This window comes from Stenotrophomonas sp. As-7 (genome assembly GCF_030291015.1).
Taxonomy (GTDB): Bacteria; Pseudomonadota; Gammaproteobacteria; order Xanthomonadales; family Xanthomonadaceae; genus Stenotrophomonas; species Stenotrophomonas lactitubi.
Map to the genome: position 1 here is coordinate 1,878,924 of NZ_CP127405.1, position 15,318 is coordinate 1,894,241.

General features: G+C 66.0%; 19 protein-coding genes and 1 other RNA gene. 8 read left to right on the forward strand and 12 right to left on the reverse strand.

Annotated features, from left to right (window positions below; all coding sequences use genetic code 11):
- Window positions 1-12: 12 nt before the first annotated feature.
- The 4 genes from QP457_RS08870 to QP457_RS08885 all read right to left on the reverse strand — a co-directional run bounded on the left by QP457_RS08870 (window position 13) and on the right by QP457_RS08885 (window position 4,039).
- Window positions 13-249 carry a hypothetical protein gene (locus QP457_RS08870; RefSeq protein ID WP_099820216.1) on the reverse strand — a complete coding sequence of 79 codons (237 nt, stop codon included), beginning with the start codon at window positions 247-249 and terminating at the stop codon, window positions 13-15.
- 86 nt (window positions 250-335) lie between these two features.
- Window positions 336-1,040, reverse strand: a complete 705-nt coding sequence (locus tag QP457_RS08875; RefSeq protein WP_205404674.1) for a PA1136 family autoinducer-binding transcriptional regulator — start codon at window positions 1,038-1,040, stop codon at window positions 336-338.
- Between the two features lie 5 nt (window positions 1,041-1,045).
- Window positions 1,046-1,918, reverse strand: a complete 873-nt coding sequence (gene hchA, locus QP457_RS08880) for a glyoxalase III HchA (protein ID WP_205404673.1) — start codon at window positions 1,916-1,918, stop codon at window positions 1,046-1,048.
- A gap of 114 nt (window positions 1,919-2,032) precedes the next feature.
- Window positions 2,033-4,039, reverse strand: a complete 2,007-nt coding sequence (locus tag QP457_RS08885; RefSeq protein WP_205404672.1) for an alpha/beta hydrolase — start codon at window positions 4,037-4,039, stop codon at window positions 2,033-2,035.
- 140 nt (window positions 4,040-4,179) lie between these two features.
- Between QP457_RS08885 and QP457_RS08890 the strand changes: the two genes are divergently transcribed.
- The gene (locus tag QP457_RS08890; RefSeq protein ID WP_205404671.1) at window positions 4,180-4,635 is read left to right on the forward strand and encodes an isoprenylcysteine carboxylmethyltransferase family protein; all 456 of its coding nucleotides are present in this window, start codon (window positions 4,180-4,182) and stop codon (window positions 4,633-4,635) included.
- 34 nt (window positions 4,636-4,669) lie between these two features.
- On the opposite strand, the gene QP457_RS08895 is transcribed toward QP457_RS08890, so the two are convergent.
- The 4 genes from QP457_RS08895 to ssrA form a co-directional block, all read right to left on the reverse strand.
- The gene (locus tag QP457_RS08895) at window positions 4,670-5,113 is read right to left on the reverse strand and encodes a hypothetical protein (RefSeq protein ID WP_205404799.1); all 444 of its coding nucleotides are present in this window, start codon (window positions 5,111-5,113) and stop codon (window positions 4,670-4,672) included.
- 114 nt (window positions 5,114-5,227) lie between these two features.
- A complete protein-coding gene (locus QP457_RS08900) occupies window positions 5,228-5,551 on the reverse strand; it encodes a HEAT repeat domain-containing protein (RefSeq protein WP_205404670.1) in 324 nt (107 codons plus the stop codon).
- A gap of 24 nt (window positions 5,552-5,575) precedes the next feature.
- Entirely contained in the window at window positions 5,576-5,929 is a 354-nt protein-coding gene (locus QP457_RS08905) for a TM2 domain-containing protein (RefSeq protein ID WP_205404669.1), read from the reverse strand.
- A 119-nt stretch (window positions 5,930-6,048) separates the two neighbouring features.
- Window positions 6,049-6,441: a transfer-messenger RNA gene (gene ssrA, locus QP457_RS08910) on the reverse strand.
- A 163-nt stretch (window positions 6,442-6,604) separates the two neighbouring features.
- Between ssrA and QP457_RS08915 the strand changes: the two genes are divergently transcribed.
- The gene (locus QP457_RS08915) at window positions 6,605-7,036 is read left to right on the forward strand and encodes a GNAT family N-acetyltransferase (protein WP_205404668.1); all 432 of its coding nucleotides are present in this window, start codon (window positions 6,605-6,607) and stop codon (window positions 7,034-7,036) included.
- 141 nt (window positions 7,037-7,177) lie between these two features.
- Window positions 7,178-7,750 carry a hypothetical protein gene (locus tag QP457_RS08920; RefSeq protein ID WP_100552273.1) on the forward strand — a complete coding sequence of 191 codons (573 nt, stop codon included), beginning with the start codon at window positions 7,178-7,180 and terminating at the stop codon, window positions 7,748-7,750.
- A gap of 91 nt (window positions 7,751-7,841) precedes the next feature.
- Here QP457_RS08920 and smpB read toward each other — a convergent pair whose 3' ends face one another.
- Window positions 7,842-8,345, reverse strand: a complete 504-nt coding sequence (smpB, locus tag QP457_RS08925) for an SsrA-binding protein SmpB (protein WP_025878861.1) — start codon at window positions 8,343-8,345, stop codon at window positions 7,842-7,844.
- Window positions 8,346-8,402: 57 nt separating this feature from the next.
- Between smpB and QP457_RS08930 the strand changes: the two genes are divergently transcribed.
- Together QP457_RS08930 and QP457_RS08935 are read left to right on the forward strand one after the other, a co-directional pair.
- Window positions 8,403-8,828 (forward strand): type II toxin-antitoxin system RatA family toxin, encoded by a 426-nt coding sequence (locus tag QP457_RS08930; protein ID WP_025878862.1) that lies wholly within the window; start codon window positions 8,403-8,405, stop codon window positions 8,826-8,828.
- Between the two features lie 3 nt (window positions 8,829-8,831).
- Complete coding sequence (locus QP457_RS08935; protein WP_180167524.1) at window positions 8,832-9,089, forward strand: RnfH family protein; 258 nt, start codon at window positions 8,832-8,834, stop codon at window positions 9,087-9,089.
- Window positions 9,090-9,125: 36 nt separating this feature from the next.
- On the opposite strand, the gene bamE is transcribed toward QP457_RS08935, so the two are convergent.
- Complete coding sequence (gene bamE, locus QP457_RS08940; RefSeq protein WP_205404667.1) at window positions 9,126-9,521, reverse strand: outer membrane protein assembly factor BamE; 396 nt, start codon at window positions 9,519-9,521, stop codon at window positions 9,126-9,128.
- A gap of 103 nt (window positions 9,522-9,624) precedes the next feature.
- Between bamE and fur the strand changes: the two genes are divergently transcribed.
- Entirely contained in the window at window positions 9,625-10,032 is a 408-nt protein-coding gene (fur, locus tag QP457_RS08945) for a ferric iron uptake transcriptional regulator (protein WP_100552275.1), read from the forward strand.
- A 57-nt stretch (window positions 10,033-10,089) separates the two neighbouring features.
- Here fur and QP457_RS08950 read toward each other — a convergent pair whose 3' ends face one another.
- The gene (locus QP457_RS08950) at window positions 10,090-11,334 is read right to left on the reverse strand and encodes an SGNH/GDSL hydrolase family protein (protein WP_205404666.1); all 1,245 of its coding nucleotides are present in this window, start codon (window positions 11,332-11,334) and stop codon (window positions 10,090-10,092) included.
- A gap of 97 nt (window positions 11,335-11,431) precedes the next feature.
- Between QP457_RS08950 and QP457_RS08955 the strand changes: the two genes are divergently transcribed.
- Window positions 11,432-12,349: a LysR family transcriptional regulator gene (locus QP457_RS08955; RefSeq protein ID WP_205404665.1), complete on the forward strand. Its 918-nt coding sequence runs from the start codon at window positions 11,432-11,434 to the stop codon at window positions 12,347-12,349.
- Window positions 12,350-12,453: 104 nt separating this feature from the next.
- Here QP457_RS08955 and recN read toward each other — a convergent pair whose 3' ends face one another.
- Window positions 12,454-14,115, reverse strand: coding sequence for a DNA repair protein RecN (gene recN / locus QP457_RS08960; protein WP_205404664.1), 1,662 nt, complete (start codon window positions 14,113-14,115; stop codon window positions 12,454-12,456).
- Window positions 14,116-14,230: 115 nt separating this feature from the next.
- Here recN and hrcA point away from each other — a divergent pair, with 115 nt between their 5' ends.
- On the forward strand, window positions 14,231-15,295 hold the full coding sequence (gene hrcA / locus QP457_RS08965) for a heat-inducible transcriptional repressor HrcA (protein ID WP_089240450.1): 1,065 nt from the start codon (window positions 14,231-14,233) through the stop codon (window positions 15,293-15,295).
- Window positions 15,296-15,318 lie beyond the last annotated feature (23 nt).

The window sequence follows — 15,318 nt, forward strand, 5'->3', positions numbered from 1 at the left end:
GTGCTGTGCAGATCAGTCTGCCGGGAGGTACCACTGGCCGTTCTGGTCGATCCAGTACACCGACGTGAAAACGGTGCCATCTGCCAGAGTGCGGGTAACTGTGCAGCGCTGATGCACGAGGTTTGGCCCCAGTCTTACGGGCACGCAATCGGTCGTCGATCCGGGAGACCCGGCCGCGTGGCTGCTTGCCGGTACCATACTGCCCACTGCCAACATCAATGCGGCCATCGAGGCCAGTTGCAGTTTCATCAGCATCATCCTTGCTTCTGCAATCGCGCACATGCGCCTGGCCTGTTTAGCATGCGACCGCAGCAGCCGGAAGTGTCGCGCCTCGTTCAGTCGCCGATCTCACCGCGCCGGCTGGCCGCGCGCACTGCCTGCGCCGTGGTCGCCACGCCCAGCCGCTGGCGTGCCCTGCGCAGGTGGTTTTCCACCGTGCGTGTGGACAGCCCCAGGGTGGCAGCAATATCGGCCTGGCGACGACCGGCCGCAACCCAGCGCAGGACCTCACGCTCGCGCGCGCTGAGTGTGCCGGCAGGCACAACCGCCGGGGCGACAGAGAGCCGATGCGCCGCACGGAAGGCGGCGGTGCCGATCAGCTCCAGCAGCAACCGTGCCGATGGAGATGCGTCGATCGTGCGCCCGCCCCAGCTGACCGCCCCTTCCAGGCCGGTTGCACCGAACACCGGCACCTGCAGGCCGTGCAGTCCTTCGCCCCGCGGTTGCCGCACGACCCGGTAGCGCTCGCCGCGCACGCCTTGCTGCTTGCTCCAGAAGAAGGGCGCATCGCTGTCCAGCACATGGCGATTGACCGGGCATGCATGCAGGTAGTGCGCCATGTCAGTGCTGGCGGTCTCACCGAACCAGTCGCCATCGATCCAGTACAGGCGCTGCGCGCCGCGTTCCAGATCGGTGCCGGTGGCGAACATCAACGTGCGGTCATAGCCCAGCGGCGCGCCGGTGCTGCGCAGCAACGCGCCGATCGCCGCCAACGAAGGTGCGCGTTCCAGCACCAGCAATGACTGCACGGTGGTGTCCATGCCGGTCAGCGCGTTGCCAACGCATCCAGCAGGGTGCGTGCGGCCAGCTTGCCCAGCGCATTGCCCGCCAGCGGGCTGTCGCCGGTCAACAGCAGGCGGTCCTGCATCACGCTGCCATCGATGCCTTCGTTGACGATCTGCACGCCCTGCTGGGCCAGGCGTTCACCGAAGAACCACGGCAGTTGACCAGGCATGTAGCCGATATCCGGTGTCTGCCGGTCCATCGCATCGGGGAACGCGCAGATCCGATGGCCGCGGAACAATGAGCCGCCATCGGCTTCATCCACGCCGGCCGCCAGCAGCGCGGCAGGGCCGTGGCAGAGGGTGATGATGTGGCGCTGATTGTCCATCGCCCACTGCAGGGTGGCCTTCACTGCGCGACTTTCCGGCAGGCCGATCAACGCACCGTGGCCACCGGGAATGAACACTGCGGCATAGTCCGAACTGGCGTCGAGCGCGGCCGCCACGTCGTCCAGGTGCAGGGGCTGGCGGAAGCGGGGTTCGTAGCGCTCGTACAGGCTGCCGATCTCGCGGTCCTCGCGTGGGAACGCCCACCATTCAAACTTCACCGGGTTGCCCGACTGCGTGGCCACGTCGATTTCGAAACCGGCCTTGTGCAGGTGATACATCGGCAGCAGCGTCTCCACCGGATGGTTGCCGGTGGAGAACAGATGGCCGTTGGCGGTCGGCAGATAACGTTCGTCGGCGGCGATCATCAGCACCTTCCAGCGCCCGTCACGGCGGGCGTCCGGATAGTCCGCGCCGGACAGATCGGTGGTTGCCGAAGTGAACTGGGACAGTGAGTACGGCGACGGGAAAAACGCATCGCGCTCGGCCGGATCGGGGCTGGGCTGGCGGCTGGGCTCTGACGTGTTCATGTGGATCTCCTGCGGGGATGTCGGGCCAGCATAGGAGGGTGGATGCGTACACGCGATGAGGGATTTCCCGCAACCAGGATGCGAAGGAAGCGGCTTCGCCCGCGAATGCCGGCGTTACTTCGCCCGCAGCGGATGAGCCTCCATGTCCTCATGCAGGATGCGGCGGAGTTCGACGATGGCCGGTGTAGCTTCCTGCACGCTGTGGCCGGACACGATCACCTTTTCCGAGACGGCATCGGGCAGGTGCGAGCTCCAGTACGGGACCAGTCCATCGTCGGTCTTTTCCAGCGGACCTTCTGCCTGGGTGCGCGCGATGATCGAGTGGTAACGCACCTTCGGCGATATCGGCAGATCGGCCACGGCCTTGACGAAGGCATCGTCCTTGTCCAGGTTCTGGATGCTGTTCATCTGGTAGCCGTGCTTGTCGTCGTTGCGCTCGACCTTGCCGTCGTTTGCCAACGTCGCGACATCCTCCAGCACGGTCAGCGGCAGGCGCACGAAGCGGCCCAGCCAGCGTCCCAAGCGCGTGCCTGCGACATCGGTGCCGCGATGCGGGGTAGCGATGAACACCACTCGCGAGATTTCCGGCTCCGGCAGGAATGTCAGCACCGGTGCGCCCTTCGTACGCAGCAGTTCGCGCTGCGCCGGGGTCATCTGCGCGTTCGCCAACAGGGTATCGACCAGATGGTCGCCGGAGGAGGACACCATCAGCCGCGAAATCACCCCGCCCATGCTGTGGGCGACCACCACCATGTCGTGCGAGGCGAGCGCCTGGCCGCTCGGGTCGAAGTGCCGCAGCGTGTCGTGCAGGATCCGCCGGATCTCATCGTGGCTGAGCGCGATCGGCATGTTGGTCGGGTAGTAGAACTGCCAGATCTGGAAATCGCCGCGGATCTCATCGTCGCGCATCAGTTCGTTGGCCACGTTCACCCACGCTTCCGGGCTGCTGGCCAGGCCATGGATCATCAGCAGCACGCGGCGGTTCGGATCGTAGGGCTGCATCATGAACAGGTGCGGTTTTTCGATGCCGCCCTTGCCACCGAACAATGTACGCAGCGATTGCCGGCTGAAGTTGGAGCGGGCCAGCCACAGCGCGTAGCCGGCGGTGAAGTTCGCCGCCAGCGGCACCTGCTCGCCATGCAGTTCCACCACCGCCACCTGGTAGGGGTCGTGGATCTCCAGTTCCGGCTCGTCATCGTGCAGCACTTCCCACAGGTTCTTTCCCGAGAAGCGCAGCAGCACAGTCATCGACGGCGACGGCATCTCGCTCCAGTCGCGCTCGGCCGTCGGTGCGGTGCCTGCAGCGGCCGCTGCCAGCCCGGTGCTGGCCGGGTCGGTCATCACTGCCACCAGTTCGGCACCGAAGCCATCGCGGCGATGCACGCTGCGCAGGGTGCCGGTGAAGGACATCGATGCCGCTGGTACCAGTTCGATCGGTTCGCGCGTGTCCGCTGCCGCGCCGTCGTCGGCAGGCGCCAGCACGAAGGTCCACCGACCCAACTGGAATCGCCCGTTGTCGTTGCGCACCTGCTTGCTCGAATAGGCCTCGAACAGCAGCACGGCGGATTCCTGCACGGCCAGGTTGTAGTAGTCGCGAACCTGGGTCTGGCGGTCTTCGAAGCCACGCTGGTTGGCGGTGCGTTCGGTGAAGAACAGATACGCATAGGACTGCCGTGCGATCTGCATCCACGCATCCAGGCGTGGTTGGAAAGTCGGGTCGGGCTGGGCGGTCGCGGCCTTGCTGCGCGCCACCGACGCTGACTCGCGCTTCGGCGCCGGCATCGTCATCGCGTACTGCACCCACAGCTCGGCCAGCGACGAGCGCTTGTCCTCCTCACGGACGACGATGCTGGCCTCCATCGCTTCGATGCAGGGCAGGCCCGGCTTGGCGCAGGCGCCTTCGTCCAGGCCTGCCACGCGCAGGGTCTCCATCGTGGCCGCGCTGAGCTTGCCGCTGGTGAGGATGTCACCGCGCTTGAGCGCGATGTACTGGCCCGGTGTGACCGTGCCCACCTGCACCGATGGGCCGAACTGGCGCAGCGTCGCGCACCCGCTCAGCGTCAGCAGGGCAATGAGGACGAAGGTGGTGTGGCCGATGAAGCCGATGCCTGTTCTTGCCATGTGGACTCCCTGCGCTGGCGCCACTCTAGCGGCAGCCGTGTCAACGCGGAAGCAGGGCTCAGCTGGGTCATTGCGGGCCGACGTGTGGGGCCAGCGTCGGCGTGTGACACTGGTTCGGACATCCGACGCCGGGACGGCCGATGCGATTGCTGGAAACCCGTATTCCCCCACCTCTTGTAATGCTGCTGTGCGGTCTGCTCGGTCTCGGCATCAGCCACTGGCTGCCCGCAACGGAATTGCCCACGCCATGGTGGGCTGCGGTGGCGGTGATGGCCGCGGGACTGGCGATGAACCTGTTGCCCAAGTTGGCATTCCAGCGTGCGGGTACCACGGTCAATCCGATGCGGCCGGCATCATCCACGGCGCTGATCACCAGAGGGGTCTATCGCTATACGCGCAACCCCATGTATCTGGGACAGGCGGCGTTCCTGCTCGGAGGCATGCTGTATCTGCAGAACCTCCTGGCACTCGCAGTGGTGCCGTTGTTTGTCCTGTTCATCACGCGCTTTCAGATCCATCCGGAAGAGCGCGTTCTTGGCGAGCGTTTCGGCGCCCAGTACAAAGCGTTCCGGCAGCAGGTCCGGCGCTGGCTGTAGCGCCGGCAGGCGCTTCAGTTGATCATCGGTCCGGTCACGGATGGATCTGGCAGGTCACCGAGGCCGAATAGCCCTCGTAGTCGTCAGCGGCGCCGACATGCCGGGTGTGACGGGCGTCGGTCTGCTTGACGTACGACGGTTCCTCCGTCTGGGCGGCATCGTCGACGGTGGTCACCGACCACGCTTTAGCCAGGCGCTTGTGGTCGACGTTGTTCAGGTACACGTGCAGGCTCTTGTGGACATTTGACACGCTCACATCCGCGCTGGCCACGGTTCCACCGAACAGCGCCACGGGCTTGTCCTTCGGCTCGAACACGCTACCGGGGTCGCGGCTCAGGCCGGCGGCATGGAATGCCTGGTCCACCTGCGCTTCAGTGAAGTCGGAGCCGGCCTTGCAGGCCAGCAGGGCTTCCAGTGCGGCGGTGCTATTCGTGGCCGGCGCGGCGAGTGCACCGTTCGCGGTGGCCAGGCCTAGCATCAGGGCAATCAGCGGCTTGTTCATTGCAGATCCTTCTGTATCGCGGAGGAGCGTGGGCGCCGGCACGAAGTCCGGGCAGACAGCCGGAAGTGTGGGGCAGGGCAGCGTTGTCGGCTAGGCCCCCATGCTGGGCTGCCAGGAGGTTCCCCGATCAAGCGCATCCAGTGCCAGTTGTGCCCAGTTGCGTACCTCTTCCAGCGGATGCTGCAGCTCAGCCTGTAAAGTCGGGATGACGGCGCTGTCGCCTGATTCGCCGAGCAGTTCCAGCAGTTTTCCACGCGAGTAACCATCGTGCGCAGCCGCCAGGCGGGCGAGCAGGTGCGGTACCGCAATGGCCGCGGCAGGGCGAAGACCCCAGTAGGCGCCTTCGAAGGTCGCCGGGTCCTGATCCAGGATCTGGTCGAGCCAGGAAACAACGTCGATTCTGTCGAGATCCATGGCAGCTCTTCCTGGAGCCAAGGATTACACCATCTGCACGCCAGAGGCGTCGGTTTCCACCGTGATCATTTCCACCAGCGCCCACAGGCCGGTGATCATCACGCCGATCAGGAGCCAGCCCAACAGCAGCGTGATCAGTAGTTGGCAGATCGCACGTCCGTGGTAACCGGCGTAGAAGTTGTGGGCGCCGAAAATGCCCAGGAACAGGGCGAGGAGGATGTAGATTGCCCGGTTCCTGGCGATCGGCAGCGCTTGCGATACCGGTGCCGCATAGACGGCGTCGATCGGCCGCTGAATGGCCGGCGGGGCAGTTGCATCGCAGAGTGGGCAGTTCGTCGTGTCGCTGCGTGCCTTGCAATTGCATTCGGAGCTGTTCATCAACGCCACGGTGTTTCTCCCTGTCGAAGCGGCGGTTCTGGACCTGATGCGGCCAACAAAAAAGCCAGATCCCAATCGACGGGAGATCTGGCTTTTCGTGCCCCGAAGGGCGGTACAAATGGTGGAGGTGGGCGGAATTGAACCGCCGTCCGAAGGCACTCCATCCCCAGCACTACATGCTTAGCTCACCGTTGAATCTCATCCCGGGACAGCACGGCGTGCAAAGCGCATCCAAGGACCAGCCTGTTGTGTTCTTGTGCCGGACTGACAGGCAGCCGCCCAGCGCGATTCCATGATAATGACTCTACGCTGCGAGCATGGACACAAGCAGTTTCGAGGCTCCGCCTAAGTCGGCAGAAGGTCACGCACCGCAGTTTTTAGGCTGCGAGGGCGACCGGAGCGTAGTTGTCGTCGTTGGCAACTAGAGTTTTGCAGCTGGATTTACGAGGAAAGCTACCCCCTCGGCATGCGCCAGGCGACTTCACAACCCCCGTCGAAACCAATGCACCCCCGGTTTCTTCAAGTACTGCAAGGTACAAGGCCTGTTTCGTGTTGCCACGATCAGTACCTGCCTAACACTGCACATGCTACGCCAAAAAGCCTGAACAGTCACCCGGCCCCTTGGGTCCCTTGCTAGCATCGACGGTTCCTACAACCGCCCATGGAAAGGACAGGATGCAGCTCGAAATCGCCGTGACCGACGCCCCCGGCACCCAAGCACTGGAGCTAATCGCCGATGGCCTGGATCAGTTCAATCTGGAGGCCGCCGGCCATGCCGATCGACGCACCTTGGCTGTGCTGGCCACCGATCCGGCCAGCGGTGAAGTGGTGGGGGGGCTGAGCGGGCGCACCTCGCTGGGCCTGTTGTTCATCGACCTGTTCTACCTGCCGCCCGCACAGCGCGGCAACGGTCTGGGGTCGCAGATGCTTGCCGCCGCCGAAGAGGAGGCGCGCAGGCGCGGTTGCCGTTCCGCCGTGCTCTACACCATCAGCTTCCAGGCTCCAGACTTCTATGTGAAGCATGGCTGGACTGTGTTCGGCCAGGTGCCGTGCGATCCGCCGGGCACCAGCAGGATCTTCCTCAGCAAGGACCTGTCTGTCGCTTGAGCGGCAGACGCACGGTATCCGTCACGTCAATCCGCAACATGTTGTAGAGCTTCCGTCATAGCGGATTGCTAACGTCGTTGGCACGAATTTGCGACACACTGGCCACGACCATTCGAGCCAGCACAGAGACGGAGACGGCCGGTGACCGAAGCAATGCAACAGCGCAGCCTGCGTCAGCTGGTTGGCCCGGTAGGGGCCGATTACCAGCGGCGGGCACTGCCGCCCGGCTGGGTCTGGGCGGTGCTGGCGGTGTTGCTGGCTGGAACGTGGGCAACCGAGCTGCCGGCCACGGCGGCAGCTGCGCTGATCGCCAGTGCGGTGGTGGTGCACTGGCCGCGGCGTGGCCGCTTCCATTGGCTGGGTTGGCGGCTGCCGGCGCTGGCGGTGCTCGCCGCGCTGCTGTGGGGCCCGGATGTGCTGTCACAGTGGTTCGAACATGGCCTGGCCCTGACCCTGATGTCGCTGGCCAGCCTCAGTATCGGCGTGCACGTGTGGCAGTCGCGGCAATTGGCCCGGCAACTACAGGCCTCCGCCGATGCGCTGGATGATGCCCAGCTGCTGGCCTTGCTGCCCGTTGATGCCGCGCGGCTAGCGCAGCAGTGGCGTGCCGGCGATGATCGCCATACCCCGGAGCTGTCGGTGGTGATGCACCTGGCGGTGATGCACGCGGCGCTGTCCCCGCGCCTGCGCGGGCAGGGCCTGCTGGCGGGCTGATCAGCGTCTTGTAGAGCCGAGCCTGCGCTCGGCTGCTTCTTTGCCGAAGCCGAGCATGGGCTCGGCTCTACACGAAAGCGGGCCGGCGTCCTTATGCGTCGCGGTTGCCGCGACGCATCACCCGCTGCTTCTCGATCGCCCAGTCACGATCCTTGGCGGCATCGCGCTTGTCGTGGGTCTGCTTGCCCTTGGCGAGCGCCACTTCCAGCTTGATCTTGTTCTTGCTCCAGTACATGGCGGTGGGCACGATCGTGTAGCCATCTCGCTCGACCTTGCCGACCAGCTTGTCGATCTCGCTCCGGTGCAGCAGCAGCTTGCGCTCGCGCCGGTCGTTGGCCACCACATGGGTGGAGGCCTGGATCAGCGGGGTGATCTGCGCACCGATCAGGAAGATCTCGCCATCCTTCACATAGGCGTAGGCGTCGACGATGTTGCCGCGGCCAGCGCGGATCGACTTCACTTCCCAGCCCTGCAGGGCCAGGCCGGCTTCGAAGCGGTCTTCGATGTGGTACTCGTGACGGGCACGCTTGTTCAACGCGATGGTCTTGTTGGCCGTCGCGCTCTTTGCTTTATCCTTGCCGGTGTTCTTGCTCATTTCCGTATTGTCTCCGATTCGGGCCCGCCCGGTCGATTGCCGAAGCGTCCTGTATTCATGCCTACTATCCGCCGCAGTGCCCTGGTCGAACATTCGGCCGCGCGCATGTTCGATCTGGTCAACGACGTCCAGGCCTATCCGCGCCGCTTCCGCTGGTGCTCCGACGCCCGCATCCTCGAGCAGGGCGAAGACCGGCTGGTCGCTCGCCTGGACCTGGGCCTGGGTTCGTTCAGTACCTGGTTCCAGACCGAAAACACCCTGCAGCGCCCGCACAGCATCGACATGCAGCTGCGCGAGGGGCCGTTCAAGCAACTGCACGGCCGCTGGGAGTTCCATGCCCTGGCTGAAGATGCCTGCAAGGTCACCCTCACCCTGGACTTCGAGCCGAGCTCACGCCTGCTGGGTCCGGCGCTTGCGATCGGCTTCCAGGGATTGGCCGATCGCATGGTCAACGATTTCGTCCGCGTCGCCGACGAGGGCTGAACGATGATCGAGGTCGAGGTCGTGCTGGCCTGGCCACAACAGGTGCTGTCGCGCCGGCTGCAGCTGGAGGAAGGGGCGACCGTGGCTGATGCGGTGGCAGCGGCCGGGCTCGAAGGCAGTGCCGATTGTCCGGCCGTTGCCGTGCATGGTGTGCTGGCGCGGCCGCAGCAGCTGCTGCTGGATGGTGATCGTGTGGAGCTGCTGCGTGTCCTGCAGGCCGACCCGAAGGACAACCGCCGGCGGCGCGCGCGCGGCGGATGATCCTCAAGACCCGTCCCGAAGGACGGGCAGGGTGGCTCAGCGGCCGCCCTTCTTCTTCTTGTCCTTCGGCAGATTGCGGCCGAACTGGCGCACGGTCTGCTGGGCAAGTGCCTTGTCGTTGGCCGGGAAGTAATCGCCATCCCAACGGGTGACCACATCATTTTCGAAGTACACGACGAAATTCTTCACGTCGCTACGGCCCAGGCGGTTCACGCGCTCGGTCGAGGTGTAGTCCCAGCGCTGGGCGTGGAACGGGTCCGGCACCGAGGGGGTTCCCAGCAGGGCGTTGACCTGCTGCTTGCTCTGCCCGACCTGCAGCTTGGCCACGGCATCTTCCCGGATCAGGTTGCCCTGGTAGATGGGTTGCTTGTAGATGATGCCGCACCCGGTGGTGGACAAGGCAACGGCGGCGACCAACAGGAGATTGCGCATCGGGACTGGCGGTTGGGGAAATCAATCCGATGATACACTCCCGGCGTGCCACCGCGACCCAATCCGAGGCAGCTGGCGCTAAATCGCCAATGAACGGAGACCTATGGAAACCCACGACCTGCGTAAAGTCGGCCTGAAGGTGACCCATCCGCGGATGCGGATCCTGGCGCTGCTCGAGCAGCGCAATGCCCAGCACCACATGACCGCCGAAGACATCTACCGCCAGCTGCTGGAGCATGGCGACGAGATCGGCCTGGCCACGGTGTACCGGGTGCTGACCCAGTTCGAGGCTGCCGGCCTCGTGCTCAAGCACAATTTCGAAGGCGGCCAGGCCGTCTACGAACTCGACCGCGGCGGCCACCACGACCATATGGTCGACGTGGACAGCGGCAAGATCATCGAGTTCGAAAGCACCGAGATCGAAGAGCTGCAGCGCAAGATCGCCGCCGATCACGGCTACGAGCTGGAAGAGCACTCGCTGGTGCTGTACGTGCGCAAGAAGCGCAAGTAAGCCCCGCAGCCAGCTGATTGCGACGAAACCCCGGGCATGCCCGGGGTTTTTCGTTTGTCACCGTAGATCCACGCCATGCGTGGATGGACCCAGCAGGACCTCCAGATCCACCGCCTCGGCCATCGCCCGGTTTCCCGCATCGCCCGGGTGCAGGTGATCGCCGGAGTCATAGGCAGCCGCCATCCGTGAAGGATCGGCCGGATCGCGCAGGGCGGCGTCGAGGTCGATCACCGCATCGAACGGACTATCCGTGCGCAGCCAGGCATTGAGCTGCCGGCGCTGGGCATCCTTGCCAGGGGCGTAGTAGTCGTCCAGCGGGGTGCCGGGCAGGGCACCGGCAAACGGTGTCAGGGTCGCACCGAGGATGCGCAGCCCGCGGGCATGGGCGCGTTCGGCCAGGTCGCGGTAGCCGGCCTGCAGCTCGCCCAGGGTCGGCTGCGTCTCGCCGCGGGCAAAGGCCGTGCCCGGCCAGCTGATGTCGTTGATGCCGATCAGCACGATCACACTGGCGACGCCGGGCTGGTCGAGCACGTCACGCTGGAAGCGCTCCAGCGCCGATTGGCCCATACCATCGCGCAGCAATCTGCCTCCGGAAATGCCCGCATTGAGCACCGCCACGCCCTCTGGCGCCAGTCGCGTGGCGAGGTGATCGGTCCAGCGCTGGTCCTGATCGAGGCTGGCGGTGGCACCATCGGTGATCGAATCGCCGATCACCACCACACTGCGCGCGCTGGCCGCCGCCTCCACGTCGATACCCGACAAAAGCAGGCGGGCCGTGGTGCTGATGGCGCCGTGCAATGCAGGCAGGCGATGCTGGTCACCCGGCGCAATCCAGCTGGTCTGCCGCCCGTCCCAATGGAAGGTCTGCAGCGGCGTGGGGTCGGGCAGGTAGACGCTGACCTGCAAGGCCTGCCGATCAGCGGTGGGAAGGGGGAGCGGATCGCTCAGGCGGTCCTGCCCCGGCGCAATCACGACCCCGGGCTGGCCGTCGAAGCGGAGCGGCTGCGGCGTGTCACCCGTATGTGCAGCCACGCTGGCAGCGCCGATCTTCAACGGCCGGGTGCCATAGGCATTGCTCAGCCGGACCCGCAGGCGCGCCCCGCCCAGGCTGAGGCGAGCGCTCTGTCGGAAGGTCTGGTCCTGCAGTTGGCCGGGGATGAGGGTAGGGAACAGGAAATCAGCGCTCCATACTGGTTGCGGGCTGGCCTGCCAGCTGGTGACCCAGTGCGGCGCGGGTGACGCGGCGGCAGCGCCGGACAGGGCAAGCAGGGCGGTGGCGGTCAGTTGGCTCAAGCGATTCATGGGAGTGACCCGGTGGCAGGGATGGCCATGGTGCGTCCGCGCTCACCTGTGAACTAGACTGCGCATGGACAATCATCTGTGAATCAAATTCATTGCCATGGCACGCACCGACATCAACCGATCCGGCGAACTGGAAGTGTTCGTGCGGGTGATCGAAACCGGCGGCTTTTCCGCTGCCGCCCGCAGCCTGGAGATGACGCCCTCGGCGGTCAGCAAGCTGGTTGCGCGCCTGGAGCAGCGGCTGGGAACGCGCTTGCTGCAGCGCTCCACCCGCCAACTACAGCTGACCCCAGAGGGGTGTGCGTTCTATGAGCGTGGCCTGCGGGTGCTGGCTGATCTGGAAGAAGCCGAACGCTGCGCCAGCGCCCACGCCGAGCCACGCGGGCGGCTGCGGGTGAATGCCAACGTGCCGTTCGGCCAGCACTTCCTGCTGCCACTGCTGCCGGAATTCCTGCAGCGGCACCCGCAGGTGGGGGTGGACCTGACCCTGACCGACGAGGTGATCGATCTGCTGGAGCAGCGTACCGACGTGGCGGTGCGGGCCGGTCCGCTGAAGAGCTCCAGTCTGGTCGCGCGCCGGCTGGGCGCAACGCGGATGATGATCGTGGCGGCACCGGCCTATGCGGCACGACACGGATTGCCGGGCAATGTCGACGCGCTGCTGGCGCACAACCGGCTGGATATCGGCCACGCACGGTCGGTGCAGGGCTGGCCGCTGTTGCAGGACGGGCAGGAGCAGCGGGTGCTGCCCAGCGGAAATGCGCGCGCCAGCAATGGCGATGCGCTGCGTCAGCTGGTGCTGGGCGGGCTGGGCATGGCCCGGCTGGCGGCGTTCCAGGTGCAGGCCGACATCGCGGCAGGGCGGTTGCTGCCGGTGCTGGAGGACGCCAACCCGGGCGACCTGGAAGAGGTGCACGCCGTGTTCCTGGGGCAGGGTGGTTACCTGCCGCTGCGCGTGCGCGCGTTCCTGGATTTCCTGGTGGAAACGGTGGATCTGGCGCGACCGCTGGGGTGACATGCGCCGCGCTACCGCGCGGAAGCCGAGCATGGGCTCGGCTCTACACGTCGGTTCCGTTCGAGATTCCTGTAGAGCCGAGCCCACGCTCGGCGCCACCAGCCTCAGGCCTGCAACAGCTTGCGCGCGGCGGCGCGGGCTTCCTTGCTCACTTCCACGCCACCCAGCATGCGCGCCAGCTCTTCCTCGCGCGCCTTGGTGTCCAGCTTCTCCACCGAGCTCTGGGTCATGCCTTCCACCGGTGCCTTGCTGACCCGGTAGTGCGCGTGGCCCTTGGAGGCAACCTGCGGCAGGTGGGTCACGCACAGCACCTGACGCTTTTCGCCGAGGGCGCGCAGCTTCTGGCCGACGATGTCAGCCACCGCGCCACCGATGCCGGAATCGACTTCGTCGAACACCATGGTCGGTACCGCGTCCAGGTCGAGCGCGGCCACCTCGATGGCCAGCGAAATGCGTGACAGCTCGCCGCCGGAAGCGACCTTGCGCAGCGCACGCGGCGGCTGGCCGGCATTGGCTGCCACCAGAAACTCAACGCGCTCGGCACCCTGCGGGTCCGGCTTGCCGTTGTCCTGCGGCTCCAGCTCGATCAGGAACTGGCCGCCGCCCATGCCCAGCTCGGCGATGATGCCGGTGGTGGTGGCCGATAGTTCGGCAGCAGCGGTGCGGCGGCTGGCGGTCAGCATCGCGGCCTCGACACGCCAGGCCGCTGCGGCCTTCTCAATCTCGCCGGCCAGGCGCTGCAGGCGTTCGTCGGCGCCGCGCAGCTGTTCCACTTCGGCGTGCATGCGCTCACGCTGCGCACCCAGCTCATCCATCGGCACGCGGTGCTTGCGTGCCAGATCGTGCAGGCGGCCCAGGCGCCGCTCGTTCTCTTCGAACTGGTCCGGATCGGCGTCCAGGTCGTCATGTACCCGGTCGAGCAGGGCCAGGGCTTCGTGCAGCTGGATGGAGGCGCTGTCGATCAAGGCATCGACGTCGCCCAGGCGCGGGTCATGTTCGGCCACCCGGGCCAGTTCATGCCGCACCTGCTGCAGCAGATCGAGCGCCGAGTGGCCTTCGTCACCGTTGAGCTGGTCCGTAGCTGTCTGGCAGGCGCTCAACAGGGCGCTGGCATGCGCCTGGCGGCGATGGCTGGCGCCGAGTGCAGTGATCGATTCCGGCTCCAGATCTTCACGATCCAGTTCGCGCAGCTGGTGCTCGAGGAAGCCGATGCGGTCACTCACATCGCCCTGTTGCGACAGTGCCAGGGATTCATCGACCAGCGCCTGCCAGGTGGCGGCAGCGCGGCGTACCTGGCGGCGTTCGCTTTCGTTGCGGGCATAGGCGTCCAGCAGGGCCAACTGCGACGGACGCGTCAGCAGGGCCTGCTGCTCGTGCTGGCCATGGATCTCCACCAGCAGTCCGGCCAGGTCGGCCAGCTGCGCCAGCGTGACCGGGCGGCCGTTGATCCACGAGCGTGAGCCGCCGTCGGCGCGGATCACGCGGCGCAGCTGGCACTGGTCTTCATCGTCCAGCTCGTTGCTGGCCAGCCACTGGCGGGCGGCCTGCAGCTGGTCCAGCGCGAACTCGGCCGACAGTTCGGCCCTGGCAGCGCCATGGCGGACCACGCCGCTGTCGGCGCGCAGGCCGGACAGGAAGCCCAGGGCGTCGACCATCAGCGACTTGCCCGCGCCGGTCTCGCCTGAAACCACGGTCATGCCCGGCCCGAACTCCAGTTCGGTGGCGCGGACGACGGCGAAATCCTTGATTGAAAGATGTCTGAGCATGGGTAAGGGGGTGTCTGCAGCCGCGCAACGCTAGCACGCGCGGCGGGGTCGTCCAATGACTTGCCAAGGGGATGCGCCGCCATTATCTAATGTCCCTGTCTCACAGGTTGATTCCATGCACGGTTCTCCCGACCAACTTGCCCCACGCGCGCGGCACCTGCTGCGCACGCTGATCGCGCGCTACATCCAGGACGGTGAACCCGTGGGCTCGCAGACGCTGGCGCGTGTGGCCGGCCTGGAGGTCAGTCCCGCCACCATCCGCAACATCCTCGGTGACCTGGAAGATCTTGGGTTGCTGGCGTCACCGCATACCTCGGCGGGGCGGATTCCGACCGCGCATGGCTATCGGGTGTTCGTCGACAGCCTGCTGCAGATGCAGCCGCCGGGCGAAGGTGAGCTGGCCCGGCTGCGTCAGGAGCTGGCCGGAGGCGGCAGTACCCAGGCCCTGCTCGGCAGTGCCTCGGAGCTGCTGTCGGCGATGAGTCATTTCGTTGGCGTGGTCAGCGCCCCACGGCGTGAGCAGTTCGCCTTCCGCCAGATCGATTTCGTGGCGCTGGACGGGCGCCGGGTGCTGGCGATCCTGGTGTTTGCCGACAACGAGGTGCAGAACCGGGTGATCGAGACCCGCCAGGACTTCGCGCCGGGGCAGCTGGAGCAGGTGGCCAATTACCTCAATGCCCACTTCGCCGGACTGCCGCTGGCCGAGATCCGTACCCGCCTGCTGCTGGAGCTGCGCGACGCGCGGTCCGAGCTGGAACAGGTGCTGGCGCACAGCATCGAGCTGGCCGAGCAGGCCCTGCAGCCGCCGGCCGATGACATGCTGGTGGCCGGCCAGACCCGTCTGATGGGGGTGCAGGACCTGTCCGACCTGGAGCGCCTGCGCGAACTGTTCGAGCTGTTTTCCAGCAAGCGCGAGATCCTGCAGCTGCTGGAGCGGACCATCCAGGCCCCCGGCGTGCGCATCTTCATCGGCGAAGAAACCGGCGTGGTGCCGCTGCAGGGCGTCTCGCTGGTCACCGCGCCTTACACGGCCAATGGCCAGGTACTGGGCGTGCTGGGCGTGATCGGGCCGAAGCGGATGGCCTACGACCGCATGATCCCGCTGGTGCAGGCCACCGCCGATGTGCTCGGTGCGGCCTTTTCGCCCGGCGGGCGAAGTCCAGGTGCATCGGACGCTTGAAACGCAGCATCCCGCCCACACTA